Annotated in this window: 26 protein-coding genes; 14 read left to right on the top strand and 12 right to left on the bottom strand. The window is 27.9% G+C overall.

Annotation, left to right across the window (positions count from 1 at the left end; genetic code table 11):
- Positions 1-8 precede the first annotated feature (8 nt).
- Positions 9-314, top strand: a complete 306-nt coding sequence (locus tag CRU95_RS06170; protein WP_129100270.1) for a hypothetical protein — start codon at positions 9-11, stop codon at positions 312-314.
- A 121-nt stretch (positions 315-435) separates the two neighbouring features.
- Positions 436-699: a hypothetical protein gene (locus tag CRU95_RS06165; RefSeq protein WP_129100269.1), complete on the top strand. Its 264-nt coding sequence runs from the start codon at positions 436-438 to the stop codon at positions 697-699.
- On the opposite strand, the gene CRU95_RS06160 is transcribed toward CRU95_RS06165, so the two are convergent.
- The 11 genes from CRU95_RS06160 to rsmA are packed head-to-tail and all read right to left on the bottom strand — an operon-like array spanning position 700 to position 12,026.
- Positions 700-1,440 (bottom strand): succinate dehydrogenase/fumarate reductase iron-sulfur subunit, encoded by a 741-nt coding sequence (locus CRU95_RS06160; protein WP_129100268.1) that lies wholly within the window; start codon positions 1,438-1,440, stop codon positions 700-702.
- The gene (locus tag CRU95_RS06155) at positions 1,437-3,026 is read right to left on the bottom strand and encodes an FAD-binding protein (protein WP_129100267.1); all 1,590 of its coding nucleotides are present in this window, start codon (positions 3,024-3,026) and stop codon (positions 1,437-1,439) included. Before CRU95_RS06155 ends, CRU95_RS06160 begins: the two co-directional genes overlap by 4 nt.
- A 1-nt stretch (position 3,027) precedes the next feature.
- On the bottom strand, positions 3,028-3,447 hold the full coding sequence (locus CRU95_RS06150) for a hypothetical protein (RefSeq protein WP_129100266.1): 420 nt from the start codon (positions 3,445-3,447) through the stop codon (positions 3,028-3,030).
- Positions 3,440-4,369 carry a D-2-hydroxyacid dehydrogenase gene (locus CRU95_RS06145; protein WP_129100265.1) on the bottom strand — a complete coding sequence of 310 codons (930 nt, stop codon included), beginning with the start codon at positions 4,367-4,369 and terminating at the stop codon, positions 3,440-3,442. Before CRU95_RS06145 ends, CRU95_RS06150 begins: the two co-directional genes overlap by 8 nt.
- A 59-nt stretch (positions 4,370-4,428) precedes the next feature.
- Positions 4,429-5,847, bottom strand: coding sequence for a PhoH family protein (locus tag CRU95_RS06140; protein WP_129100264.1), 1,419 nt, complete (start codon positions 5,845-5,847; stop codon positions 4,429-4,431).
- Positions 5,840-6,358, bottom strand: coding sequence for a protoporphyrinogen oxidase HemJ (hemJ, locus tag CRU95_RS06135; RefSeq protein WP_129100263.1), 519 nt, complete (start codon positions 6,356-6,358; stop codon positions 5,840-5,842). The genes CRU95_RS06140 and hemJ overlap by 8 nt, the downstream gene beginning before the upstream one ends.
- Positions 6,359-7,540 carry a replication-associated recombination protein A gene (locus tag CRU95_RS06130; RefSeq protein ID WP_129100262.1) on the bottom strand — a complete coding sequence of 394 codons (1,182 nt, stop codon included), beginning with the start codon at positions 7,538-7,540 and terminating at the stop codon, positions 6,359-6,361.
- A complete protein-coding gene (locus CRU95_RS06125; protein ID WP_129100261.1) occupies positions 7,533-8,333 on the bottom strand; it encodes a pseudouridine synthase in 801 nt (266 codons plus the stop codon). The genes CRU95_RS06130 and CRU95_RS06125 overlap by 8 nt, the downstream gene beginning before the upstream one ends.
- A 5-nt stretch (positions 8,334-8,338) precedes the next feature.
- Entirely contained in the window at positions 8,339-9,298 is a 960-nt protein-coding gene (locus tag CRU95_RS06120; protein WP_129100260.1) for an SIS domain-containing protein, read from the bottom strand.
- 9 nt (positions 9,299-9,307) lie between these two features.
- On the bottom strand, positions 9,308-11,242 hold the full coding sequence (locus CRU95_RS06115) for a ribonuclease J (protein WP_129100259.1): 1,935 nt from the start codon (positions 11,240-11,242) through the stop codon (positions 9,308-9,310).
- Positions 11,214-12,026, bottom strand: coding sequence for a 16S rRNA (adenine(1518)-N(6)/adenine(1519)-N(6))-dimethyltransferase RsmA (gene rsmA / locus CRU95_RS06110; protein WP_129100258.1), 813 nt, complete (start codon positions 12,024-12,026; stop codon positions 11,214-11,216). The genes CRU95_RS06115 and rsmA overlap by 29 nt, the downstream gene beginning before the upstream one ends.
- A 74-nt stretch (positions 12,027-12,100) precedes the next feature.
- Between rsmA and hisF the strand changes: the two genes are divergently transcribed.
- The 7 genes from hisF to CRU95_RS06075 all read left to right on the top strand — a co-directional run bounded on the left by hisF (position 12,101) and on the right by CRU95_RS06075 (position 19,151).
- On the top strand, positions 12,101-12,862 hold the full coding sequence (gene hisF, locus CRU95_RS06105) for an imidazole glycerol phosphate synthase subunit HisF (RefSeq protein ID WP_129100257.1): 762 nt from the start codon (positions 12,101-12,103) through the stop codon (positions 12,860-12,862).
- 1 nt (position 12,863) lies between these two features.
- Positions 12,864-13,535, top strand: coding sequence for an SIMPL domain-containing protein (locus CRU95_RS06100; RefSeq protein WP_129100256.1), 672 nt, complete (start codon positions 12,864-12,866; stop codon positions 13,533-13,535).
- Positions 13,532-14,068 (top strand): purine-nucleoside phosphorylase, encoded by a 537-nt coding sequence (locus CRU95_RS06095; protein ID WP_129100255.1) that lies wholly within the window; start codon positions 13,532-13,534, stop codon positions 14,066-14,068. The genes CRU95_RS06100 and CRU95_RS06095 overlap by 4 nt, the downstream gene beginning before the upstream one ends.
- Positions 14,069-14,112: 44 nt before the next feature.
- Positions 14,113-15,180 (top strand): 23S rRNA (adenine(2503)-C(2))-methyltransferase RlmN, encoded by a 1,068-nt coding sequence (gene rlmN / locus CRU95_RS06090; protein ID WP_129100254.1) that lies wholly within the window; start codon positions 14,113-14,115, stop codon positions 15,178-15,180.
- A gap of 88 nt (positions 15,181-15,268) precedes the next feature.
- The gene (gene gltX / locus CRU95_RS06085; RefSeq protein ID WP_129100253.1) at positions 15,269-16,681 is read left to right on the top strand and encodes a glutamate--tRNA ligase; all 1,413 of its coding nucleotides are present in this window, start codon (positions 15,269-15,271) and stop codon (positions 16,679-16,681) included.
- A gap of 75 nt (positions 16,682-16,756) precedes the next feature.
- The gene (locus CRU95_RS06080) at positions 16,757-16,960 is read left to right on the top strand and encodes a heavy metal transport/detoxification protein (protein WP_129100252.1); all 204 of its coding nucleotides are present in this window, start codon (positions 16,757-16,759) and stop codon (positions 16,958-16,960) included.
- A 10-nt stretch (positions 16,961-16,970) separates the two neighbouring features.
- A complete protein-coding gene (locus tag CRU95_RS06075; protein ID WP_129100251.1) occupies positions 16,971-19,151 on the top strand; it encodes a cation-translocating P-type ATPase in 2,181 nt (726 codons plus the stop codon).
- A gap of 18 nt (positions 19,152-19,169) precedes the next feature.
- Here the strand turns inward: CRU95_RS06075 and CRU95_RS06070 are convergent, their stop codons facing one another.
- Positions 19,170-19,598 carry a DUF411 domain-containing protein gene (locus tag CRU95_RS06070; RefSeq protein ID WP_129100250.1) on the bottom strand — a complete coding sequence of 143 codons (429 nt, stop codon included), beginning with the start codon at positions 19,596-19,598 and terminating at the stop codon, positions 19,170-19,172.
- A 148-nt stretch (positions 19,599-19,746) separates the two neighbouring features.
- On the opposite strand from CRU95_RS06070, the gene CRU95_RS06065 reads away from it, so the two are divergent.
- The 5 genes from CRU95_RS06065 to CRU95_RS06045 all read left to right on the top strand — a co-directional run bounded on the left by CRU95_RS06065 (position 19,747) and on the right by CRU95_RS06045 (position 24,161).
- Positions 19,747-20,409 (top strand): response regulator transcription factor, encoded by a 663-nt coding sequence (locus tag CRU95_RS06065; RefSeq protein ID WP_129100249.1) that lies wholly within the window; start codon positions 19,747-19,749, stop codon positions 20,407-20,409.
- 55 nt (positions 20,410-20,464) lie between these two features.
- Positions 20,465-21,538, top strand: a complete 1,074-nt coding sequence (locus CRU95_RS06060) for a HAMP domain-containing sensor histidine kinase (protein ID WP_129100248.1) — start codon at positions 20,465-20,467, stop codon at positions 21,536-21,538.
- A 63-nt stretch (positions 21,539-21,601) separates the two neighbouring features.
- Positions 21,602-21,985, top strand: coding sequence for a FixH family protein (locus CRU95_RS06055; RefSeq protein WP_129100247.1), 384 nt, complete (start codon positions 21,602-21,604; stop codon positions 21,983-21,985).
- Complete coding sequence (locus tag CRU95_RS06050) at positions 21,985-23,181, top strand: TolC family protein (protein ID WP_129100246.1); 1,197 nt, start codon at positions 21,985-21,987, stop codon at positions 23,179-23,181. The genes CRU95_RS06055 and CRU95_RS06050 overlap by 1 nt, the downstream gene beginning before the upstream one ends.
- Positions 23,178-24,161, top strand: coding sequence for an efflux RND transporter periplasmic adaptor subunit (locus tag CRU95_RS06045; protein WP_129100245.1), 984 nt, complete (start codon positions 23,178-23,180; stop codon positions 24,159-24,161). Before CRU95_RS06050 ends, CRU95_RS06045 begins: the two co-directional genes overlap by 4 nt.
- The last annotated feature ends 2 nt before the right edge of the window (positions 24,162-24,163 follow it).

Raw genomic sequence — 24,163 nt, 5'->3', positions numbered from 1 at the left:
GGTTATAAATGACGCTACTTATTCCTACTGATTCTAATAATAGACATGAATGTATTATTTCAAGTATTGAAGAAAATAATTCATGGGCTTATGTGATTTTAAATGATGGGCAAATTATTTCTTGTGATTTTTTTGATAGAAAAGAAGATGTTATAGAATGGATTGATTATGTAATTGTTTTAAATGATAAAGAATATATTTGGCCTTTTCTTAGTGAAAACATTAAAGTTCTTATATCAAATAACGAAAAAAGTATTGATGAAATAGTTGAATCTTTTCTTCTAAATAAGCTTTTTTTATATACTCATAAATAAGAAAAAGAATTTTATATTTTTTCTTATTTTAATTAAAAAAAATACTATTTATAATTATGTCTAGTTATATTTAGATATATCTAGCTATAATTATCTAATTACTATATTTAGGGCTTAAATTATGGAAAAAAGAAAAGTAGGAAGACCAATCCAAAAAATTGGCCGTGTAAAAATTGGAATGTCGATTGATGGAAAGACTAATGATTATTTGACAGAATTAAGCATAAATAGTGGTAAAACTAAGAGTAAAATATTAGAAGAATCCATTGCAATGTATTATGAAAATAATAAAGAATTACAAGATAAAATTATAATGGCAAATAAGTTAAAAGATGATCCTTATTTTCATATTAGAGATGTTTTAAAAAAATCTTTAGATAAATAATTAAAAAGAATTTGGATTAAATCCAGTATTGAAATCATTATAATTATTGAACTCATTTAAAAAATCATTGCTTTGAATTGTTGGATCAGAATATCCATTTTGTACTGATTTCATTCTAAGATTCATAATATCAGTTTTAGAATCTATAAATTGGGGACAAGCAATCGTACAATTACCACATAAAGTACAGTCCCAGATTCCATTTACTTGAATTGCATCGAGTTTTTTTGTGTTATTAGCTTCTTTTTTGTCATTTGTATATCTGAGAACTCTTGTAAGGGCAAATGGGCCTAGAAAGTCCTTATTTACACTATATACTGGACAAGTACTATAACAACTTTGACATAAAATACAGGTACTTTGCAAATCTATTAGTTCTTCATCTTCTTTTTTTATATTAATATCTTGAAATTTTTCAATAAATGCCTTACTTTTAAATAAAAGTTTTGCTGTTTGTTCTAAATCTACAACTAAATCCTTTATAATAGTGCCATTTTTTAGAGGTTTTATTGTGATATCATCATTTAATTTGCATTTACAGGCTAAAACTTCTTTATCATTTACCAAAATACTACATGAACCACAACTTCCACTTTTACATCCACTTCTGTAAGTTAAGGTAGAATCTATATTTTCTTTTATATATTCTAGGGCTTCAAGAGTAGAAATATTCTCTTTATCAATTTTATATTGTTTCATATAATTTTCTTTATCGTTTCTTCTATTTATACTTATTATCATAATGCTTCCTCAAGCTTATATTCAACTCTCTCTTTAATATTTTGAATAGTTGATATCTTTTGATATTCTTTATTTATTTGTTTATAGTCTTTTCTAAAATGTGAACCTCTTGATTCTCTTCTTTTTAGTGCAGATTGGCATACAAGTTTTGATAAAATTAATAAATTACCTAATTCAATATAATCAACGATATTTTTATTATATTTTTTGCTTTTATTTTCTATTCCAGTATTTTTATATTCTTCTTCAAATTTTTTAATCAAAAGATGAAGTTTTTTTAAATCATTATTTGTTCTATATAATCCTGCATAATTAAACATTGCTTCACTTAAATCATTTTTTATTTTATAAATAGACTTTCCAAGCTTTTTTTCTAGTATGAGATTTATTACATTGAATTCTATTTTATTAGGAATATTTGTCTCTTTTTTTAATGATATTTCAGCAGCATTATTTCCCGCTATTTTGCCAAAAGTTATAATTTCTAATAGGGAATTTCCTCCTAGTCTATTTGCACCATGTGTATTATTCTGCGCGACTTCTCCACAGGCATAGATATCTTTTATTGATGTTTCACATGAAACATCAGTTAAAATGCCACCCATTGTATAATGCACTGCAGGAACAATAGGAATCAAATCCTTATGAACATCTAGATTCATAATATCTTTTATAAGTTTTTGTTCTTGGGGCATTTTCTCTTTTATTATATTAGCATTAATATGTCGCATATCTAAATATACATTTTCCCCATTATCTATTTTTATCTTAATAGCTCTTGCCACTTCATCTCTTGTAGTTAATTCATCGACAAATCTATTTCCTTCATCATCAATCAAAAAAGCACCTTCTGCTCTAGCACTTTCACTAATTAAAGTATTAGTACCTTTAAGTGCAGTAGGGTGAAATTGTATGAATTCTAGATTTGATAGTTTAATTCCATGTTTAAAAGCAATTGCAAGCCCATCACCTGTAGTTGAGACACTATTTGTTGTATGGGTTGAATATATATTCCCATAGCCTCCTGTTGCAATTATAAGAGTTTTGGAATATAAATCAATTACTTCACCACTTAGTAGATTAAAAACGTTTATTCCTAAGTATTTATTTTCATTTATAATTAGATCAATTAAAGTGTGTTCATTTAAAAATTCTATATTATTTTTAATACAATTATCATATAAAGTATGAATAATTTTAAGACCAGTATAATCAGAAGAATAACAAGTTCTTTTAGCCTTTGTTCCACCAAAATATCTTTGCGCTATTTTCCCACTATTATCTCTTGAAAATGGTACTCCTAATTTATCTAACCAAATTATAGTTTTTTGAGCACTTTCACACATTTTTTTTATAGTATTAATATTGCCTAATTCTTTTGAAGATTTGTAAGTATCATTTATATGATTAGAAATAGAATCATTTTCATAGTCTAAAACACAATTTATTCCACCTTGTGCTTGAACTGTTTGTGAGTGAGTAGGGTAGGTTTTTGATATAACAAGTACTTTATTTGTTTTTTCTTTAGCACTTAATGCTGCACTTAATCCAGCACCACCAGAACCTACAATTATTACGTCATACATGTTATTCCCAAAAGTCTTTTAAATTCTCTTGTACATCTGTTTTATCGTTGATTATTATTCCCTCAATGCTATCAAGTTTTTCTAACAGAGATGATTTTTTTTCTTCTTTTACTTTATTAAAAGATTTATCAACTTCTTTAGGTAAATTTATCTCTTTATTTACAGTTGTGATTTCTTCTAACATATCTAGTTCATTATCAATACTTATGTTATTATTTAAAAAGTAATTAACAATTTCTTCATATTTTTTAAAGTCCATTAAAATAAAAGATGGTTTCCCATCTCTTAATATAACAGCTTTTTCTATCTTATCATTGTGTATAGAATCAAATACTAGTTTACTTTTTCTTATTAATTGTGTTGAAGGAATCATTTCATTTGACTTATATTGTAACAATGATTTTAAAGTATCTTTATTCATCAATAAATCCTTTTATATTATTATAAATACCTTCTATAAGTTTTTTTCTTGATTCAATAGAAGACCAAGCAATATGTGGTGTAATAATTACATTATCATTTTCAAGAACTTCATTAAGAGGAGAATCTTCTTCTATTGGTTCAGTTGTAACCGTATCTATTGCAAAGTAAATATTTTTTTCCTTTAATATTTTTACTATGTCATATTCATTTATTATTCCACCACGGGCAACATTTATAACAATTGCATCATTTTTTAATAATTTCATGTTTTCATAGTTTAACAAATCTTTTGTTTTTTCATTTAATGGTGAGTGAATTGAAATAATATCTGATTCTGATATTAATGTTGTGAGATTAGTTGCATCATAATTCGCATTATAATTCATACCAGAAGTTGAGTAATATTTTATGTTACAGCCAAATGCACTTGCAATCTGTGCGACTTTTTCACCAATATTTCCTAAACCAATAACTCCCCAAGTTTTTCCATCAAGTTCCATGAATGGGTTATCTATATGAGTAAAAATCTTTGATTTATGCCAATTACCATCTTTTACATAAGAAGAATAATAATCCATTTTTTGTATAAAGTTAAGTGCAAAAGATATTGTTAATTGTGCAACACTTGACGTTGAATACCCAGCTACATTTTTAACTTCTATACCTTTATGTTTAGCGTACTCTACATCAACATTATTCATACCAGTTGCACTTATGCAAATCAATTTTAACTCAGTAGCATCAATAACTTCTTTTGTTATAAGAACTTTATTGGTAATTGCAATATCACAATCCTTCAATCGTGCTATTGTTTCTTCTTCATTTGTGTAATCGTAGCAAACGAGTTCCCCAAATTGATTTAAAACACTTAAGTCCATATCTGAACCTAAAGTAGATCTATCTAAAATTACAACTTTCATTTTGTATACCTTTACATATTATAGTATGTAAAGGTATCAAAATTAAGCTAAAAATTTGATTATTTATTTTTAGTAGAAAATATGTTTTCAGCCCATTCAGTAATAGGACCTCTAAGTACTTTTTGTAACTCAATAGCAAATATATTTACTAATGAAGATTCTGTTTTTGTAGACTTTAAAAGTGTAGTTAGTGAGTTGGTGTATTTATTTACATAAAAGTTATCTATTTGTTTGTTACTTCCAAGTATTACAACTTTGCAAGTATTGTCTATTCTTGAAAGAACCATTTGCATTGTTTTATTTGACATGTTTTGTGCTTCATCAATAATTACAAATGCATTTGATAATGTTCTTCCTCTCATTTCTCCTACCCACATAGTTTCAATAAAATAGTTTTGTACCATTTGATCAACTCTAGTTTTTAGTTCTTGCTCATCTATTTCTTGCTCTTCTTTACTTTTAGTTGCTCTTCTTTTTTTGTATTCAGAACGAACTATATGATCAATACTATCCATTAGTGGATGATTGTAAATTTTGAACTTTTCTTCAAGTCCGGGTAAGTATCCGACATCTTCACCTTTGTCTAATGATTCAATTGAATTTCTTATATAGATGATTCTTTGGTATTGTTTATTTTTTACTAATTTTAATGCTCCACTTAATGCTAAAAGTGTTTTACCAGAACCAGCTTTGGCTTCTATAATTAAAACATTAAAGTAGTGTTGAATAATTGCATTTGAAAAAAATAGTTGCTCTTTATTTAATGGAGCTATTATTTGATTTCTTACTTCATCTTCATTTAATACTCTTATCTTTTCATTTTGAATTGATGCAAGTACAACTTGATCTGAACCTTTAACTTTAAAGCAATAAGAGAAATTTGAAACTTTATATTCATTATCAAGTTCTTTGATATCTCTATTTTCTATAGTCTCTAAATCTTCAAATTTTATTTGAATAGTTTTTATAAATTCATGAATAAATTCATCTTTATTTGAACCAATTAATGATTCAGCTTTTATATCTAAAGATATTGCTCTAGTTCTTGCCATGATATCCATAGAGAGAAATGTTGAATTTTTATTATAAAATTTTGTAGTAAACTTTGCTATTTCTAATATTCTTCTATCATTTGCAATATTAGGAGCTGTTGTTTTTGTAACAAATTGATATTCAAGTTTTGAAATTACATCTATAGAAATAGGAGATTCGTTATCTATTCTTAATCTTACAATTTTGAAGTCATCTTCACTTTTTGTAAAAAGAATAGTTGAGTTTTCTAAGATTCTTGCAAACTCTCTAGCTTGAAAATTTATCTCGTCAAAACCACTTTTTTTAGCATCAATTTCGTCCAAAACTGTTTCAGGAAGGATAATAAGATTTTTATTATCATCAGATAATTTAAATATATTATTTGCATCTTCTAATAATATATTTGTATCAAGTACATAATATTTATCAAAGTTGTCATTATGCATTTTTTACTCTTTTTGGTTTCATTATCATATAAATTATAAATGAAAATAAAAGTATCATAGCTAGTGTAAATGTAATTGAAACAACTTTTACAATTACATAAGTTACAATTAGTATTGATAATAAAGTTGGTATTTCATTGTAAGCTCTAAAAAATTTACCACTTCTTTTACACTTGTTTTCTTCTAATTGTTTTCTAAAATACTCTAAAGAAAATGAGTACATAATAAGTAAAAATACGACAGTTAATTTAGCATGTAACCAAGGACCTGATTTAAAAAGTTCTGGAGCTAAATATATCATTGCAGCACCACTTATAATAGTTGTCCACATTGCTGGCATACCAATATATTTATATATTTTATATTCTTGAATTTTTACTACATCAACAAAATCTTTTTTTTCACTGTTTTCAACATGGTAAACAAAAAGCCTAGGTAGATAAAACAACATTGCCATCCAAGACAAAACTGATATAACATGAAACGCCAATATCCAACTATAATATTCCAATTACTTATCCTTTATTTTTTTTATCCAATCATCAAGGGTTTTTTCAAAACCTATACCTTTTGATTCATATAAGCTCAAAGGTTCACTTAAATACTTTTGTTCAACATAACCACCAAAGTTATGGGGATACAAATAATCTTTGTGAAAAGAGTCTATATTTTTTGGTATATCTAAGATTTTACCATTTTTAACTTCACTTATTCCTTTATTTATTGCTTCATATGCTGAATTTGATTTTGGGGATGAAGTTAAATAAATAATGCATTGAGATAATATAATTTTACTTTCTGGATAACCAATTTTTGAAGTTGCAAGCATAGTGCTAACAGCAAGATTGAGTGCATTTGGATTTGCATTTCCAATATCTTCACTGGCATGTATGACCAATCTCCTTGTGATGAACTCTACACTTTCTCCACCCTCTATTAGTCGTGATAGATAATAAAGCGCTGCATCAACATCTGAACCACGAATTGATTTAATCATTGCACTTGCTAAGTCATAATGTGTATTTGAAGATGATACTCCATCTCCTATTACATTCTGTCTTAATTCCTTTAATGTTTCACATGAAACACTAGTATCAACTTTAAAAGCAAATTCAAGGAGATTTAGCATAGCTCTTGCATCACCTGATGAACTATTTATTAAATACTCTTTTGTTTCATCATTAAGTTTTGTATCTAGTTTTATTTGTGCAACTTCTAATATTTTTGTTAAATCTTCTCTTGAGTGAGGTAAAAATTCAAATAAGAAACTTCTGGATCTTATTGCACTTGTTAAAGTGAAAAATGGGTTTTCTGTACTAGCTCCTATAATTATTGCTTGATAACTTTCCATAATTGGAAGTAAGACTTCTTGTTGATTTTTTGATAATCTATGTACTTCATCTATAAATACAATTGGTTTAATAAGACTATTATCATATTTACTAAATACTTTTCTTAAGTCTTCAATTTTTAAAGATGTTGCATTGAAATAGAAGTAATCTGTGTTGATAGTTTTTGCGATAATCTTTGCTAAAGTAGTTTTTCCAGTTCCAGGTTTACCATAAAAAAAAAGGTGAGGAATCTCACCTTTTATGATTAGTTTATATAAGACTTTATTTTTTGATATTATATGATCTTGTCCTACAAAGTCTTGAAGAGTATTTGGACGAAGAATAGAACTTAGATTAGTCATTATCTTTTGAATGCAAATAATCTTTTAAGTTTTTGTACTCTTCTCTTGTAAGATATCTGCTTTTACCAGTGGGTAAATTATTTAAACTAATTCCACCGTACTCAACTCTTTTTAAATCCATTACATCAAGTCCAAAGTGAGCAAAAAATCTTCTCAATTCTCTATTTTTACCTTCTGTAATTGCAACTTTTAATTTAGAAAAAGTATCTTTAACCGAATCAATTTTATATCCTAAGAAAGGTGCAAAGTTCATTGATTTTACTTTACTATCTTTCCAAGCACCTTTAGTTGCATCTTCAAGTTCAAGGCCATGTAACATAGCATCTTCAACTTGTTTATTTATAGGACCACTTACTTTTATTTTATATACTCTTTGTAAGTCAGAATGCATAAGCCCATTTGCAACGTCTACGCTGTCCGTGAGAAGCAAAACTCCCTCACTTGCATAGTCAAGTCTACCTATAGGTAAAAAGTGCTTATATTTAGCTCCTAGAGTGTCGAATATGATTCTTCTACCTTGGGGATCATTTTTAGTTACAAGTTCACCCTTTGGTTTGTTATAAACTAGAACAGTATACATCTTGTTTTTTTCAAATTTGATAGGTTTATTATCAATTGCAACAATATCACTATCTAATACTTTTGTAGATAAATCAGTAATTGTTTTCTTATTAACTTTTACTCTACCTTCTGCAATAATTGCATCAGCTTCTCTTCTTGAGTATTTACTATTGTGTGATATAAATTTGTTTAATCTCGTATTGTCTTCTTTTGTTTCTGTTTGATTTTTCATGGTACCTACTTTATTCCTGCTTCTATTAAATCATGAATATGTAATACACCAACAAGTTTATTACTATCATCAACAACAACTAAAAGTTGTATCTTATAATCTTCTATAATTTTCAATGCATCGCTAGCCAATAAATCTTTATTGTTTAAAACTTTTGGATTTATAGTTGCGATTTCTTCAACTTTACACTCTAATGAAAAATTATCATTCATTAAAGCTCTTCTTAAATCTCCATCACTTAATACACCAATGACTTTATCATCATCTGTAATTATAACATTTCCAAGTCTACCTTCACTCATTTTTATAATAGCATCTTTTAAAAGAGTTCCACGTGAAACAATTGGTAATTCTTCTGTTCTAATTAAATCAGAAACTTTAATAAATAGTTTTTTTCCTAAACTTCCACCTGGGTGAAATGAAGCAAAATCACTTTTTTGAAAATTTCTTTTTTTCATCAAACAAACAGCTAATGCATCACCCATAGCCATTGTTAAAGTTGTAGAAGAAGTTGGAGCTGTGTCTAATGGACAAGCCTCTTTTGTAACATTTATATCAAAAAATATGTCAGCATATTTAGCTAAAGTAGAGTTTGGATTTTTTGCCATAGCAATCATTGGTATATCAAATCTTTTTAGATGAGGAAGAATTTGAATTAATTCTTCACTCTCCCCAGAGTATGATATAGCTAAAACTGTATCATCTTTGCCAATCATTCCTAAATCACCATGCATAGCTTCTGTAGGATGTAAGAAAAAAGAACTAGTTCCTGTGCTTGCTAGTGTTGCAGCTATTTTTGTACCAACTAATCCAGATTTTCCAACACCTGTAACTATTAGTTTGCCTTTTGTATTATAAACAAGTTCAACTGCAGCATTCATATCAAAAGAATTATCCCTAGAGGCTCTTTCTAACTCCTTCGCTTCAGTTAGTAAAACCTCTTTTGCAATCTCGTTATAATTCATTTTATTTCCTTAATAAACAAAAATAGTAGGAACAATCATAGGGTATTTTTTGAACTTTCTAACACAATGTTTTCTCACAACTTTTCTAATCTCATCTTCCAAATATTTATTATTTTTAAAGATGCCTTCTTTTGCATTAGTAAAGAAAGTTTCTAATAAGTCTTCAATCTCTTTTGCAAAGAATCTATCCTGATTATCTGGAACTAAACCAAATGATGTAACTCTAGTTTTATCTGAAAGTTTTCTATCATTTTCATTGATTTGTGCAACAATCATAACAACACCTTCGTTTGCCATTGTTTGTCTATCAAGAATAATGTCATCTGCAATTTTATTGTTAAGTTGATTATCTATATAAGTTTTACCACTTTTTACAGTTTTAACTTTTTTAAGATATTTTGGAGTAACTTCTATTTGTTCACCATCACTCATAATGTAAGTATTTCTCTCTAAAACACCACATGAAATACCTGTTTGCTGGTGTTTAACAGCATGGTTATATTCACCATGAATTGGCATAAAGAACTTAGGTTTAACAAGTCTTAGCATAAGTTTTTGTTCTTCTTGAGCAGCATGTCCTGAAACATGTATTTCTGAGAAGTTTTGATATGCAACTTCAGCACCAGCTTTTAACAGATGATTAATGATTTGAGAAACACTTGCTTCATTTCCTGGAATTGCTTTAGCCGAAAGTATAATTTGATCACCTGGCTTAATTTTAATATGTCTATGTTCATGTATTGACATTCTATAAAGAGCACTCATAGATTCACCTTGAGAACCAGTTGTTACAATTAAAATTTGGTTGTCATCATATTTATGAACTTCATGTGGCTCAATAAATTGATCTCTTGGGAATTTGATATATCCTAATGCCATTGCTAACTCTAAGTTTTTCTCCATAGATCTTCCGATAACACATACTTTTCTACCATATTTTAATCCATGTTCAATTGCTTGTGCAACTCTGTGTGTATTCGAAGAGAAAGTAGACATGATAACTCTACCTTTTGCTTTTGAAAATAGAGTATCAAAAGTTGGACCAACTGTTGATTCTGATTTTGTAAATCCTGGTGTATGCGAGTTAGTAGAATCTGACATTAAAAGTAAAACACCTTTTTCACCATAATGAGCAAATCTATGTAAATCAGATGGGAAACCATCAATTGGAGTGTGGTCTATTTTAAAGTCACCGGTATGAATAATTGTACCAGCATCAGTAGTAATAGCTAAAGATGAAGCATCAATAATTGAGTGAGTAATATGCATCCATTCAATTTCAAAATCACCAATTTTAATAGGAGTTCTTTTTTGAATCGCATGAAAATAACTTCTATGTTGTCTCATCTTGTGTTCATCAAATTTTGAACCAATCATTTCTAGTGGTAATGATGTTCCATAAACAGGAAATTGCATCTCTTTAAATAGATATGGCATAGCACCAATATGATCTTCATGACCGTGAGTAATAATAACAGCTGCGATTTTATCTTTGATTTCTCTAATATAAGTAAAATCAGGGATTAAAATATCAACTCCATGCATATCTTCATCAGGGAAACTCATACCAACATCAACGATAATTGCACTTTTCTCAGTTTCAATTACCATCATATTTCCACCAATTTCACCTAATCCTCCAAGTGGAGTAATTCTAACTTTTTGAGTACTAGAAAGGTTTAGTTTATTATGTGGATTTAATCTCTCTTTATGAATTCTTTCATTTATTACATGCGCTTTTCTAAGGTCTGTTATCCAACCTTCACCTGATTTATCTTCCATTTTAGGAACAACAGTCTTTTTTCTTTTATTAATTGGTCTTTTTGGTTTTGGCTTTTTAGGGCTAGGTCCTGTAGTTTCTTGTTTTGCAGTAGTGTTATTTGCTTCTGGAGCACTCTTTTCTACAACTTGAGTATCATTCTGTACTGTTTTGTTTTCTTCCATCTATTATTGCCTTTGTATATATTTGGCTATACAAAGATGCACTAAGCTCATGAGGTCGAATGTTATCACTGATTTCAAGCTCTTCAAATAAAGAAGAAATAGTCTCTTTAGGAACAATAGATGAGATATTCTTAGATAATTTTTTTCTTTGTTGTTGAAAACAAGCCTTTAGAAAACTATTAAAATTCTTATCCATTGTTTTTGACATATCCTTTTTTATATAAAGAATAGAAGATGTAACTTTAGGAGGTGGATCAAAAGATTCTGGTGGAACATCAAACAAAATCTTTGACTCTATTGAGCAAAGTTTTGATATCACACCCAATGCAGAGAACTCTTTATCCCCTTCATTGGCAGAAAACTTTTCAGCTACCTCTTTTTGAACCATTACAATAATGTGTTCACAAGCTTCATCTTCAAATGCTCTTAGTATTATATTTGTCGCAATATAATACGGTAAATTAGCGATAAGATCATATTTACTATTATGTAAACTTTTTTGCTTTGTCCATGACTCTAAAACATCAGCGTGGATGAGTGTTAAAGAACCACTATCTATTGGGATAGCAAACTTCGTTTTTAGTATAGCAAATAGATCTGTATCAACTTCATAGGCCGTTACATCTTTGCATTTGACTAAATTTTTTGTCAAATCACCTAATCCAGGCCCAATTTCTACAATATGATTATTGTTGTTGGGCATCGATTGGATGATCATTGATAAGACTGTGTCATCTTTTAAAAAGTTTTGACCATATTTTTTTTTAGCTTTTATTTTTTCCATAAGAGCAAAGATTATATATGAACTTAACTTACATTTAGATAAGATAAAAACTTAATAATGAATAAGGACAAAAAGTGAGCAATTTTGCAAAGAGAATAATTCCATGTTTAGATGTAAAAGATGGAAGAGTTGTAAAAGGTGTTAATTTCGTAGGATTAAAAGATGCAGGTGACCCTGTAGAAGTTGCAAAACGATATAACAATGAAGGTGCAGATGAAATTACTTTTTTAGATATAACAGCTAGTCATGAAAATAGAGATACAATAGTTCATATAGTAAAAGATGTGGCAAAAGAAGTTTTTATTCCCCTAACTGTAGGTGGTGGGATAAGAACTTTAGATGATATTTATAAACTTTTAAATGTAGGCTGTGATAAAGTTTCTGTAAACTCAAGTGCAGTTGTAAATCCAGGGTTTATAGATGAAAGTTCTAAAAGATTTGGTAGTCAATGCATAGTTGTGGCAATTGATGTTAAAAAAGTTTCTGATGGTTCTTACCATGTTTTTGTTAAAGGTGGTAGAGAAGATACTGGACTTGACGCACTTGTTTGGGCAAAAGAGGTTTACAATAGAGGAGCAGGAGAAATACTTCTAACTTCTATGGACACAGATGGTGCAAAAAGTGGATTTGAATTAAATATTACACAACAAATTTCAAGCATAGTTGATATCCCAGTTATTGCAAGTGGTGGTGCTGGGACTATGAAGCACATGAAAGAAGCCTTTGAACATGGAGCAAGTGCTGCCTTAGCTGCTTCAATTTTCCACTTTAAAGAAATAGATATTATGGATTTAAAACATTATTTAAGAGATAATAATATACCAGTAAGGATTTAATATGAGAAAGATTTTATTTTTATTTTTACCATTTTTTCTTTATGCATTTGAAGTTGATTTTAGTAAAGAATTTACAAAAGATTTGATTCCCAATGTTTTGAGTGCAGATATTTCAATAATAATTGAAGATGAAAAAGAAAAAAATGTTATAGAAAGATTAGAAGTTTTTAACAAAGAGATAAAAGCTTACAATAAAGTTGAAAAACAACTAGGAACATTTAATGTAAGACCTTTATACCAAAAAGCTAGTAATACACCAAAAATATATGGATATAGTGGAGAACTTAGTTATAAAATAGAAACAGATGATGCTTTTTCTATGGGAGAATTCATCTCTATGATAACTAATATGAAAGAGAATAGAGATACTTCTGTTACTTTGAATAATTTATCATGGAGAGTTAAAGATGATAGTTATAATGTAATTTTAGACTTAGTAAGACTTGAAGCAATTAATTGGGTAGAAAATTATGTAAAAGTCCTTTCAAATGATTTACACAAGGACTGTGAAATAAAAACTATAAGTTTAGAAAATAATATTATGCATACTTATAGAGCCCAAATGACCTCAATGAAACTTAGTTCATCTTTAAAAAAAGAAGATGTACCCGTCCCTGAAGTATCACATCAAAAGCTTTCTATACTTACAAATTACAAATTGGAGTGTAAATGATTATTTGTGCAGGAAACATTGAAAGTTTCAAATTCGCTGAACCTATGGGAATAGGGCTAGTTGATATAGCTATAAATCTTACAAGAAGATGTCTGTTTAATAAACCTGATTTCATTTTATTTATAGGAACAGCAGGTAGTTATGGGAATCATAATATTTTAGATATTATAGAATCAAAGCGTGCTGCAAATTTAGAATTGTCTTTTTTGGAAAACAACTCTTATACTCCACTTGATAATGTATTAGAGTCAGAAAACAAGATGACTAGAAATGACACTATAGTAAATAGTTCAAATTATATTACTACAAATGAAGAAATAGCTAAAAAGTATAATGAATATGGAATAGGAATTGAAAACATGGAGTTCTTTTCTGTTGTAAAAGTTGCTCGTGAGTTTGAAATACCAGTTGCAGGGATATTTGCTGTGACAAACTATACAAATAAAAATGCCCATGAAGATTTTAAACAAAACCATAAAAAAGCAATGGAATCAATCACGAAGTATTTATTAGAGAAAAATATAATCAAATAAAAAATGTTTCATGTTTCATGTGAAACATTTAAAAAAGGAAAAATTTGCAATCAATATATGACTTTACTTTAGATGAATTAAAAGAGAAATTAAAACCATCATTTAGAGCAAAACAGGTTTATAATTGGATATATAAAAAATATGCTACATCTTATGATGAGATGAAAAACATACCAAATGATTTAAAAAAAGATTTAAAAGAAAACTATGCAATCGATATATTAAAGATTATAAAAAAAGAAAAAAGTAGTGATGGAAGTATAAAGTATCTTTTTAAACTTCATGATGGACATACGGTTGAAACAGTATTTTTACTAATGCGTGAAAAACAAATCGGTGATGATGGAGTTATTGAAAAAGGTGAAAAGCATACAGTTTGTATATCTACTCAAGTTGGCTGTAAAGTTGGCTGTACTTTTTGTCTAACAGCAAAAGGTGGATTTGTTAGAAATCTTACAGTTGGTGAAATAGTAGCTCAAATTGTAAATATGAAAAGAGATAATAATATTGATGAAAACAAATCATTAAATATAGTATTTATGGGAATGGGTGAACCATTAGACAATTATAAAAATTTTGTCCACTCTGTAAAAGTTTTCTCTGAAGAAGAAGGTTTATACATAAATAGAAGAAGACAAACAGTTTCTACTTCAGGAATATCTTCAAAAATAGAGAAACTAGGAAATGAAAACTTAGGAATACAACTTGCAATTTCATTACATGCAGTTGATGATGAATTAAGAAGTGAATTAATTCCTATGAATAAAGCTTACAATATAAAATCAATTATTGATGCTGTTAAAAAGTTTCCTGTAGATGCTAGAAAAAAGGTGATGTTTGAATATTTAGTTATAAAAGACAAAAATGATGATATCGCAAGTGCTAAAAAACTTTTATCATTACTTGATGGAATAAAAGCGAAAGTAAATCTTATATACTTTAATCCATATCCAGGTACTACATATCAAAGACCAGAAAGCAAAAAAATGGTAGAATTCCAAAACTACTTAATAAGTAAAGGTTTGCTTTGCACAATACGAGAATCAAAAGGCTTAGATATCTCTGCTGCATGTGGACAACTCAAAGAAAAGGACTCAAATGAGAGTATCTGATTATGCAATGGTTATATTTTTGGCAGTATTTGTTATCGCAACAGGAATATTTTTTTTAAAAAATTTTAAATAAGTAAGGAATAGATTAATGACAGTTACAAGATTTGCTCCAAGTCCAACAGGATATTTACATATTGGTGGATTAAGAACAGCTTTATACAGCTATTTATGGGCAAGAAGAAATAAAGGTGAATTTAGACTAAGAATCGAAGATACAGATACAGCAAGAAATAATGAAGATGCCTTAAGTGCTATTATGGAAGCATTTGAATGGGTTGGATTAGATTATGATGGAACAGTAGAGTATCAATCAAAAAGAAATGATGTTTACAAAAAATACATAGACCAACTATTAGATGAAGGTAAGGCATACCTTTGTTATATGAGTAAAGAAGAGTTAGAAACTTTAAGAGAAACTCAAATGGCAAATAAGCAAACTCCTCGATATGATGGAACATGGCGACCAGAAGAGGGTAAAGTTTTACCTGCTATTCCAGAAGGTATAGAGCCAGTTGTTAGAATAAAAGCACCAAAAGATGGAATAATAACTTTTATTGATGGAGTTAGATCTATCATGAATTTTAGTAGTAATGAAGTTGATGATTTCGTTATAGCTAGAAGTAATGGAGTTCCTACATATAATTTTGTTGTTGCAATTGATGATGCTTTGATGGGAATGACTGATGTAATTAGAGGTGATGACCACTTAAGTAATACACCAAAACAAATAGTTATATATGAAGCGCTTGGGTGGAAACCACCAAAGTTTTACCATATCCCTATGATAAATAATCCATCAGGTAAAAAACTATCTAAAAGAGATGGTGCTATGGATGTAATGCAATACAAAAGAGATGGTTTTCTTCCAGAAGCACTTCTAAACTTCTTAGTAAGACTTGGTTGGTCAAATAAAGATCAAGAGATCTTTTCAATGGAAGAGATGCTAGAACTGTTTGATCCAACGCATATTAATAAGTCTGCTTCTGCATTTAATGAAGAGAAACTTTTATGGCTAAATTCACACTATATAAAGAATGTATCAAATGAAAGATTAGCAAAAGAGTTAGAATTTTTTGATTGCCATATTAGTGGACATGATAAAAAAGAGATAATCTTAGACTTGACAAAAGAGAGAGCTCAAACTTTAGTTGAATTAAAAAATGCGATTGGAGCTATTTTAGATGCACCAAGTGACTATGAAGCAAAAGGTGTTAAAAAGTTTATTAAAGATGAAACTATTTTAAAAATTCTAAATAATTATGTAAAATTACTTGAAGAAAATGCGGATAATTTAAATATTAGCATTGATTATGAAGGAGTTACAAAACCATTTATTGAAGAGTTTGAATTAAAATTTCCTCAACTTTTTCAACCAATAAGATTGGCTCTTACTGGTTCTACACAAGCTCCATCAGTATATGATATCATGGGAGTTTTAGGTGTAGAAACTGTTTGTGAGAGAATTAAAATAGCATGCGAGAAAAACTTTAATAAAGAGTAGTTTTACTCTTTATTAAACACTTACTACACACTGCTTCCATACTTTCATGTTAAAATATAACAAAAAGGACATAAAATGAAAAGAACATACAAATCAGAAAAAATAAATTGTGCAAAATGTGAAAATCTAATAAAAGTATCTTTAGAAGATGACTTTGGACCAATAGATGTTGATTTAACAAAAACTCCAAAAGAAGTAACAGTAGACATAGATTCTGATGAACAAGAAAATAACTTCAAAAATGAGATGAAAGATTTAGGATTTGATATCTTAAATTAAAGGCTAAATTATGGCAAAAGAAAAAATTAATTTAAATATATCAGGTATGACTTGTGTCAATTGTTCAGGTGGAATAGAAAAATTTTTAAATAAAAAAAAGGGAGTAATCTCTGCTAATGTAAGCTTTGCTTCAAGTGAAGGGGAGTTTATTATTGATGATTCCCTTTATTCTAAAGAAAAACTAGCTAGTGATATACAAAAATTAGGCTATAAGGCAGAAGAAGATTTAAAAGCCTTAGAAGAAGAACAATTACTCTCTTTTAAAAAACTAAAAAAAATATTTTTTACCTCTATTACCTTAACTATTGTTATGTTTTGCCTAATGTTTTTAAATATATTTAATGAACAAATGACAAAATATGTAGTGTTTTTAATAGCTTCTATTGTTCAGTTTTATTGTGGATTACGATTTTATAAACTTGGAATAAAGTCCGTTATAAATAGAAATTATGATATGAATGTTTTAGTTGCACTAGGAACTAGTGCTGCATACTTTTACTCAACAGTTGTAGTCTTTTTTCCACACTTATTCCCTGAGAATTTGAGATTTTTATATTTTGATGGGGCCTCTGTAATTATTACTTTTGTACTTTTAGGAAGATACTTAGAAGAAAACTCAAAACTAAAAGCGAGTGATTTTTTAAAAAAACTTATGAATTTAGCCCCTGTAAATGCTAATTTGATAGATGAAAACAAAAATATAAAAACTGTGCTAGCAAGTAGTTTAAAACCAAAAGATATAGTACTTGTAAAAAGTGGAGAGAAAATACCAACAGATGGTATTATCATTGAAGGTAATGCTGATATTGATACTTCAATGATAACAGGTGAATCAATGCCTATTTTTAAAAAACTTGGAGATGAGGTATTATCTGGAACTTTAAATAGCAATGGAACTATAAAAATAGAGGTTAGTAAAGAGTCTTCTGATACAACACTATCTAAAATAATTACACTTTTGAAAACTGCACAAAGTAAACAAATACCAATTAGTAGATTTGCAGATAAAGTAGCAAATATATTTGTACCTTCTGTTATTGTTATCTCTGTTTTAGCATTTTTGGTTTGGGGTTTTGTATTTGGAGATTTCCAAAAAGCAATAATAGCTGCAATTAGTGTTTTGATTATCTCATGCCCTTGTGCTTTAGGACTAGCAACACCAATTGCAATAGTAAGTTCTGTTAGTCGTGGTGCAAAAGAGGGGATTTTGATTAAAAATCCAGAAATACTAGAAGAGATAAAAGAGATAAAATATGCAGTATTTGATAAAACAGGAACATTGACAAAAGGGGAAATAACTGTTTCAAAAACAAATATTGATGAAAAATATTTTGAACTAATAGGCTCAATTGAAAACTATAGTGAACATCCTATTTCAAAAGCAATAGTGAGTTTTATCAAAGATAAAAAGTATGATATAAACAAAGAGATAAAAGATATAGATATTATCCCTGGAAAAGGCATAAAAGTATCTTTTGATGGTGATGAGATAGTTTTAGGTAATAAAAAGTTATTAGATGAAAACAGTGTTCAAATAGACAAAAACCATGAAGAATTCTATTTAGAAGAGTTAGAAAAATCAAATGGGCTAATTTATGTAGCCATAAATAAAAAAACAATAGGCTCTTTTTCTTTAGAAGATAAGCTAAAAGATGATGCTATAACTGTGATAAAAGAGCTAAAACAGCTAAATATAGAGCCTATCTTATTAACAGGTGATAATAAAATCACAGCTGCTAAAATAGCTGATAAATTAGGGATCAAAAAGATTTATAGTGAAGTCTTACCTACAGAAAAATATGAAGTAATAAAAGAGTTGCAAAAGAAATCAAAAGTGATGTTTATAGGAGATGGAATAAATGATGCTCCCTCTATAAAACAAGCAAATATAGGGATTACTTTAAACTCTGGTTCTGATATTACTAAAGATGCTGGAGATATAATTTTAGTACATAATGAACTAAGTTCTATTATTAAAAGTATTAATTTATCTATTGAGACAATGAAAATAGTGAAACAAAACTTATTTTGGGCATTTACTTATAATATATTAGGAATACCACTTGCAGCAGGGATTTTATACCCAATCTTTGGATTGATGTTAAATCCAATGTATGCAGGTATTGCGATGAGTTTTTCTTCAGTGAGTGTTGTTTTAAATTCATTGAGACTAAAAATTAAAAAGTTGTAAATATAATTTACAACTTTTTTAATGTTTTTCATAAATTCCTTGCGAACCATCTTTTTTCACATAAATAATATTGTAGTGTTGTTTAATATTATCTTGTTCCATGCCTGGACTTCCTAAAGGCATGCCAGGAGTAGAAATACCTAAAATATCAGGTTTCTCAGCCAACATTTTTTCAATAGCCGAATAATCAACATGTCCTTCAATAAAGTAACCATCTACAAAGGCTGTGTGACATGAAGTTTGTTCAGCTTGAAGACCTGCTTTCTTTTTGATTTCATTCATATTGTTTGTTTGGTAGACTTTTATATCAAAGCCTTTTGTTTTCATAATATTGATCCAATTTTCACAACACTCACAATAAGGTGATTTGTAAACAGTCATTGTCTTATTCCCATTTGCAAAAGTAGTTATGGCAATAAATATTAAAAATAATATTGTCTTTTTCATTTGTATTCCTCTATAATTTTTTTCTTTTTTAAGATATCAAGAGGAGTAATGTTATCAAGAGTATGTGTAAAAAGTGTGCAAATAGAATAAGAGAAATAAAATGCAAAAAAATATATTATGCTACAATTACTTTTTTAAAAGGAACTCGATGAAAATACTTTTGATGGAAGATGATTTGATTTTAAATGAGATTATAGAAGAACATTTATTGGAAATGGGACATAAAGTTATAACTACTTTTACAGGTAACGAAGCAGAGGAATTATTGTATTCTCAAAAATTTGATTTATTACTTTTAGATGTAAATGTACCAGAAATAAAGGGTTTTGATCTTCTATCTGACTTAAGAAAAAACAATATTAAAACTCCTGCAATCTTTTTAACATCGTTAAATTTAACTGATGACATAGAAAAAGGTTTTCAAAGTGGTTGTGATGATTATATAAAAAAACCTTTTGAGTTAAAAGAACTTGATTTACGAATAAATAACATAAAAAGACTCTTCAATATCTCTTCTTCAACTCAATTAGAATTATCAAATAATATGATTCTTGATGCAAATAATTTACTTGTAATAAAAGAAAACGAAGAGATACATTTATCAAAAAAAGAGATAGAAGTGTTGATGTATTTTATAAGAAATAAAAATAAAATAATAAGTGTAGAAGAGTTGTCTTCAAATGTTTGGGTATATGAAGAGAGCCCCAATGCCTCTACCATAAGAACATATATAAAAAATCTTAGAAAAATTCTAGAGGAAAATATGATTACAAATATAAGAGGAGTAGGTTATAGATTTAACAGCAAATGAAAAAAGTACATTTTATAAGTTTTTATCTTTATATTTGGGATCATCTTTTATATTAATGACTTTGATAGCTTTTTTGTATTTTGAAAACCAACAAAAACTCTATTTTGATTTAACAAAATCAAGAATGCAAAATATTGCTTCAAAAATTGCTTCAAAAATAATAGTTGCACATATGAATGGAACAAAAATAGATATATCAGGAGACTTTGAACCAAAAGATTATAAATTGGCTTTTTATGATAATAGTGGGAAAAAAGTTTATGGTAATATTGATGAAAAAATAGATTTAAAAAAAGATATTATAGAAGAAAAAAATAGCTTTGTATTGGTTGATAAGTCTACTTTTGGGCACTTAGGAATATATGCAATTGCCATAAAAGAACATCTGTATTCTAAACAAATAAAAGAGTTAGAAATAAACATAATAGTACTTTTCTTTCTTATTTATTCAATTATTGCTCTTATTGGATTTTATTTAGCAAAACTCTTTATTAAGCCAATAAAAGAAGAAAGAGATAAGTTAAATAACTTTATAAAAGATACAACACATGAATTAAACACACCAATTAGTGCAATACTTATGTCTACAGAAGGTAAAGATTTAAATTCAAAACAAATTGAGCGTGTAAGATTAAGCGCAAAAAGAGTCTCTGAGATTTACAAAGACTTGACATATGTTTTTTTACAAAAAGATTTTGAAAAAGAAGATTTAAAAGAGATATCTCTTGGTGAAGTTATAAAAGAACAACTACTGTATTTTGAGCCTTTAGCAAATAAAAAGAAAATAAAAATCAATTTAGATATCCAAGAATATAGTTATAAAATACTCAAAGAAGACTTTATTAGAGTATTTAATAATCTAATTTCAAATGCAATAAAATATAATAAAATAAATGGAACAATCTTTATTACTCTAAATAATAATAAACTTATTATAAAAGATACAGGAATAGGAATACAACAGACAAAAATAAATGATATATTTAAAAGATACTATAGAGCAACTTCCTATCAAGGTGGCTTTGGTATTGGATTAAGTATAGTCAATGAGATAAGTAAAAAATACAATATAAAAATAGATATTAACTCTATTTATGATGAAAGTACAACAATAACTCTAAACTTCTAATCTCCACACACACTCCACACAATACAGCTAGAATTCCTAAACTTAAAATTTAGGAGTTCAAAAATGAAAAATATCTTTAAATTATTCGCTGGTTTGCTAATAGCATTTAACTTAGTTCATGCAGATCCACTACTTCAAGAAGGAAGTAAAGATGGGTATGATGTAAAACTAAGTAGTGAAAAATCACTAGTAATGGGAAGCAATGAAATCATTATAGAGTTAGCAAAAGATGGTGCAAATCTTTCAGATACAAAAGTAAAAATAAAGTTCTTTATGCCAGAGATGCCTGGAATGCCATATATGGAGAGTGAAGTAAAAGGAAAAATTGTTGATGGTAAATTTAAAGCAAGTGTAAATTTTGCTATGGGTGGAACTTGGCAGTACCAACTAAAATTTAAAACAGAAGATGGGAAAGTTCATACTGTAAGAGGGAGTGTAAACATCTAATGTTAAGAAATAGTTTTATTCTAACTTGTTTGATAATTACAAGCTCATTTTCTACAAGCTTAGAAAATATAATAAATAGTGCAATAGTAAATAATAAAAACCTACAAGCTATTGAAAAATCTATACAAATAGCAAATGAGCAAATTAAGCTATCAAATAAGTGGGATAATCCTATTTTGACCATTGGTGCCAACGACTTGCAGTTTGACACTTCTCGAAGAGATCTGGAGCCAATGCAAGCACAATATATAGGTTTCTCACAGAATATACCTATAAATGGGAAAATCAAACTACAAGAAGAGATAGCCCTGAAAGATAAAGCTATCTCAAATCTAAATTACGAAGATGCAAAACTAAAATTAAAATCAAAACTTATAGAGTATTTATATAGTATAAAAATCTTAGAAAACAAATATTTACTACTTAATCAATATCAAAAAAATATAAAAAGCCTAGAAGATCTGACAACTTCTTTATATGAAAGCAATAAATCAAATCAAAGTATGATTATAAATCTAAAAACAGATTATTTAAAAATAGAAATACAAAAAGAAAATTTGCAAAATATTATCAAAAACAATTACTTAAAACTAGAAGAAATAACATACGAAAAAATCACAAGTATAGATGTTTCTTTAGATGTAAAAGAGTTAATTTTCTCAAAAGATATCTCTACCCACCCAATAATAAAGATACTAGAACAAAATAATGAAAAATTTAATAAACAAGCACAACTAGAAGATGCAAAAAAATTATCAGATATAAAAGTAAGCGCTGTATATTTTCAAAGGGATGACAAGTATAAGGATTATGCAAATATATCACTTAGTATTCCCCTTGCTTTTTATGGAAAAGAGAATATAAAGATATTACAAGCAAAGATTAAATCAAGAGAATTTAAAGATAAACTTGATGATACTAAAAAGAGATTTGAGATAAAAATTGCTTCTTTGCAAAATGACTTAGATAGCTCAATCAAGAAATATAAACTTTTAAAAGATCTAATTATACCTTTACAAGAAGAAAATCAAAAAACAATAGAAAAATACAATAGTCTAGAACTTATAAAATCAGATGAAATACTAAAAAATCTAAACAAAATCATACAAAACAAAATTGCTCAATATGACGAGGTAAAAAACTACTTTGATGCTTATTCGCAAGCTTATTATTATAATCAAGGAAAAATTAGATGAAAAATATATTTAAATTACTTTTATTATTGTTATACCTAAGTTCACTAGATGCGAAGATTTTAGATGCAAATCAACTATTCAATAAAAAGATTGTTAAAGTAAAAGATGAGAGTGTTTATGAGACAAAAAGCTTTTATGGTGAGACTTTATTTGCAGAAGAGAGTATAAAAGACATAGTTCTTAGATTTGATGGTTATATCACAAAGCTAGATGCAAATAAAAATCTTATGGAAGTGAAAAAAGCAGATAAACTTTTTTCTTTGTACTCAGATAAAATCCAAAGCATAAAAAAAGAGATAGAAGTCACAAGATCTATAAATAAAGCTATGTACAAAAGTTCCCTTGAAAAGCTTGATTCTTTAGATGTCAACCTTTCTCAATTAAAAAGTAAAGATATATCTTTTTATGCTCCTTTTGATGGAATAATCTTAAATAAGAAAATAAATGAAGGCTCTTATGTCAAAACAGGCTCACTTATTATGCAAATAGCAAATATAAATAAGCTTTGGTTTATCTCAAAAGTTTATCAAAGTGATTTGGCATTTTTAACTAATAATATGGATGCTAAAATCAAAATTGATGGAAGAGATATGATCTTTAAAACTAAAGTTGACTATATCTATCCTTATGCAAATAAACAGAGTAAAACTATAGATGTACGATTTGTAATAGAAAACAAAGATAAAACACTTTTCCCTAATATGTTTGGTAAAGCTATAATAAAAACAAGTTCTAAAAAGGTATTAACACTGCCTAAAACAGCAGTTTTAAGAAAAGGTGCAAAATATTATGTATTTAAATACATATCAAAAGATGAATTTGAACCAGTATTAATAGACGCAAAACAGATAAGTTCTGGAAAATATGAGATAGAAGATGGTCTAAAAGTTGGTGATGAGGTAATAGATAATGCCTTATTTTTACTAGATTCAGATGCTGTGACAAATAATTTGTATGAAGATGAAGACAATGATTGGTAAAA

The organism is Arcobacter sp. F2176 (genome assembly GCF_004116465.1).
GTDB lineage: Bacteria > Campylobacterota > Campylobacteria > Campylobacterales > Arcobacteraceae > Arcobacter > Arcobacter siniprincipis.
The sequence above is the reverse complement of the archived record's forward strand: the minus strand, read 5'-3'. Positions and strand labels throughout refer to the sequence as shown.

Coding starts and splice junctions, on each gene's coding strand:
- CRU95_RS06150 (WP_129100266.1), bottom strand. CDS start 3,447: ATGAATAAAGATACTTTAAAATCATTGTTACAATATAAGTCAAATGAA.
- CRU95_RS06165 (WP_129100269.1), top strand. CDS start 436: ATGGAAAAAAGAAAAGTAGGAAGACCAATCCAAAAAATTGGCCGTGTA.
- CRU95_RS06055 (WP_129100247.1), top strand. CDS start 21,602: ATGAAAAATATCTTTAAATTATTCGCTGGTTTGCTAATAGCATTTAAC.
- CRU95_RS06050 (WP_129100246.1), top strand. CDS start 21,985: ATGTTAAGAAATAGTTTTATTCTAACTTGTTTGATAATTACAAGCTCA.
- CRU95_RS06125 (WP_129100261.1), bottom strand. CDS start 8,333: ATGAAAAATCAAACAGAAACAAAAGAAGACAATACGAGATTAAACAAA.
- CRU95_RS06130 (WP_129100262.1), bottom strand. CDS start 7,540: ATGACTAATCTAAGTTCTATTCTTCGTCCAAATACTCTTCAAGACTTT.
- rsmA (WP_129100258.1), bottom strand. CDS start 12,026: ATGGAAAAAATAAAAGCTAAAAAAAAATATGGTCAAAACTTTTTAAAA.
- CRU95_RS06155 (WP_129100267.1), bottom strand. CDS start 3,026: ATGTATGACGTAATAATTGTAGGTTCTGGTGGTGCTGGATTAAGTGCA.
- CRU95_RS06140 (WP_129100264.1), bottom strand. CDS start 5,847: ATGCATAATGACAACTTTGATAAATATTATGTACTTGATACAAATATA.
- CRU95_RS06120 (WP_129100260.1), bottom strand. CDS start 9,298: ATGAATTATAACGAGATTGCAAAAGAGGTTTTACTAACTGAAGCGAAG.
- CRU95_RS06100 (WP_129100256.1), top strand. CDS start 12,864: ATGAGAAAGATTTTATTTTTATTTTTACCATTTTTTCTTTATGCATTT.
- CRU95_RS06070 (WP_129100250.1), bottom strand. CDS start 19,598: ATGAAAAAGACAATATTATTTTTAATATTTATTGCCATAACTACTTTT.
- gltX (WP_129100253.1), top strand. CDS start 15,269: ATGACAGTTACAAGATTTGCTCCAAGTCCAACAGGATATTTACATATT.
- CRU95_RS06160 (WP_129100268.1), bottom strand. CDS start 1,440: ATGATAATAAGTATAAATAGAAGAAACGATAAAGAAAATTATATGAAA.
- CRU95_RS06115 (WP_129100259.1), bottom strand. CDS start 11,242: ATGGAAGAAAACAAAACAGTACAGAATGATACTCAAGTTGTAGAAAAG.
- CRU95_RS06060 (WP_129100248.1), top strand. CDS start 20,465: ATGACTTTGATAGCTTTTTTGTATTTTGAAAACCAACAAAAACTCTAT.
- CRU95_RS06080 (WP_129100252.1), top strand. CDS start 16,757: ATGAAAAGAACATACAAATCAGAAAAAATAAATTGTGCAAAATGTGAA.
- CRU95_RS06045 (WP_129100245.1), top strand. CDS start 23,178: ATGAAAAATATATTTAAATTACTTTTATTATTGTTATACCTAAGTTCA.
- CRU95_RS06065 (WP_129100249.1), top strand. CDS start 19,747: ATGAAAATACTTTTGATGGAAGATGATTTGATTTTAAATGAGATTATA.
- CRU95_RS06075 (WP_129100251.1), top strand. CDS start 16,971: ATGGCAAAAGAAAAAATTAATTTAAATATATCAGGTATGACTTGTGTC.
- CRU95_RS06145 (WP_129100265.1), bottom strand. CDS start 4,369: ATGAAAGTTGTAATTTTAGATAGATCTACTTTAGGTTCAGATATGGAC.
- CRU95_RS06170 (WP_129100270.1), top strand. CDS start 9: ATGACGCTACTTATTCCTACTGATTCTAATAATAGACATGAATGTATT.
- CRU95_RS06095 (WP_129100255.1), top strand. CDS start 13,532: ATGATTATTTGTGCAGGAAACATTGAAAGTTTCAAATTCGCTGAACCT.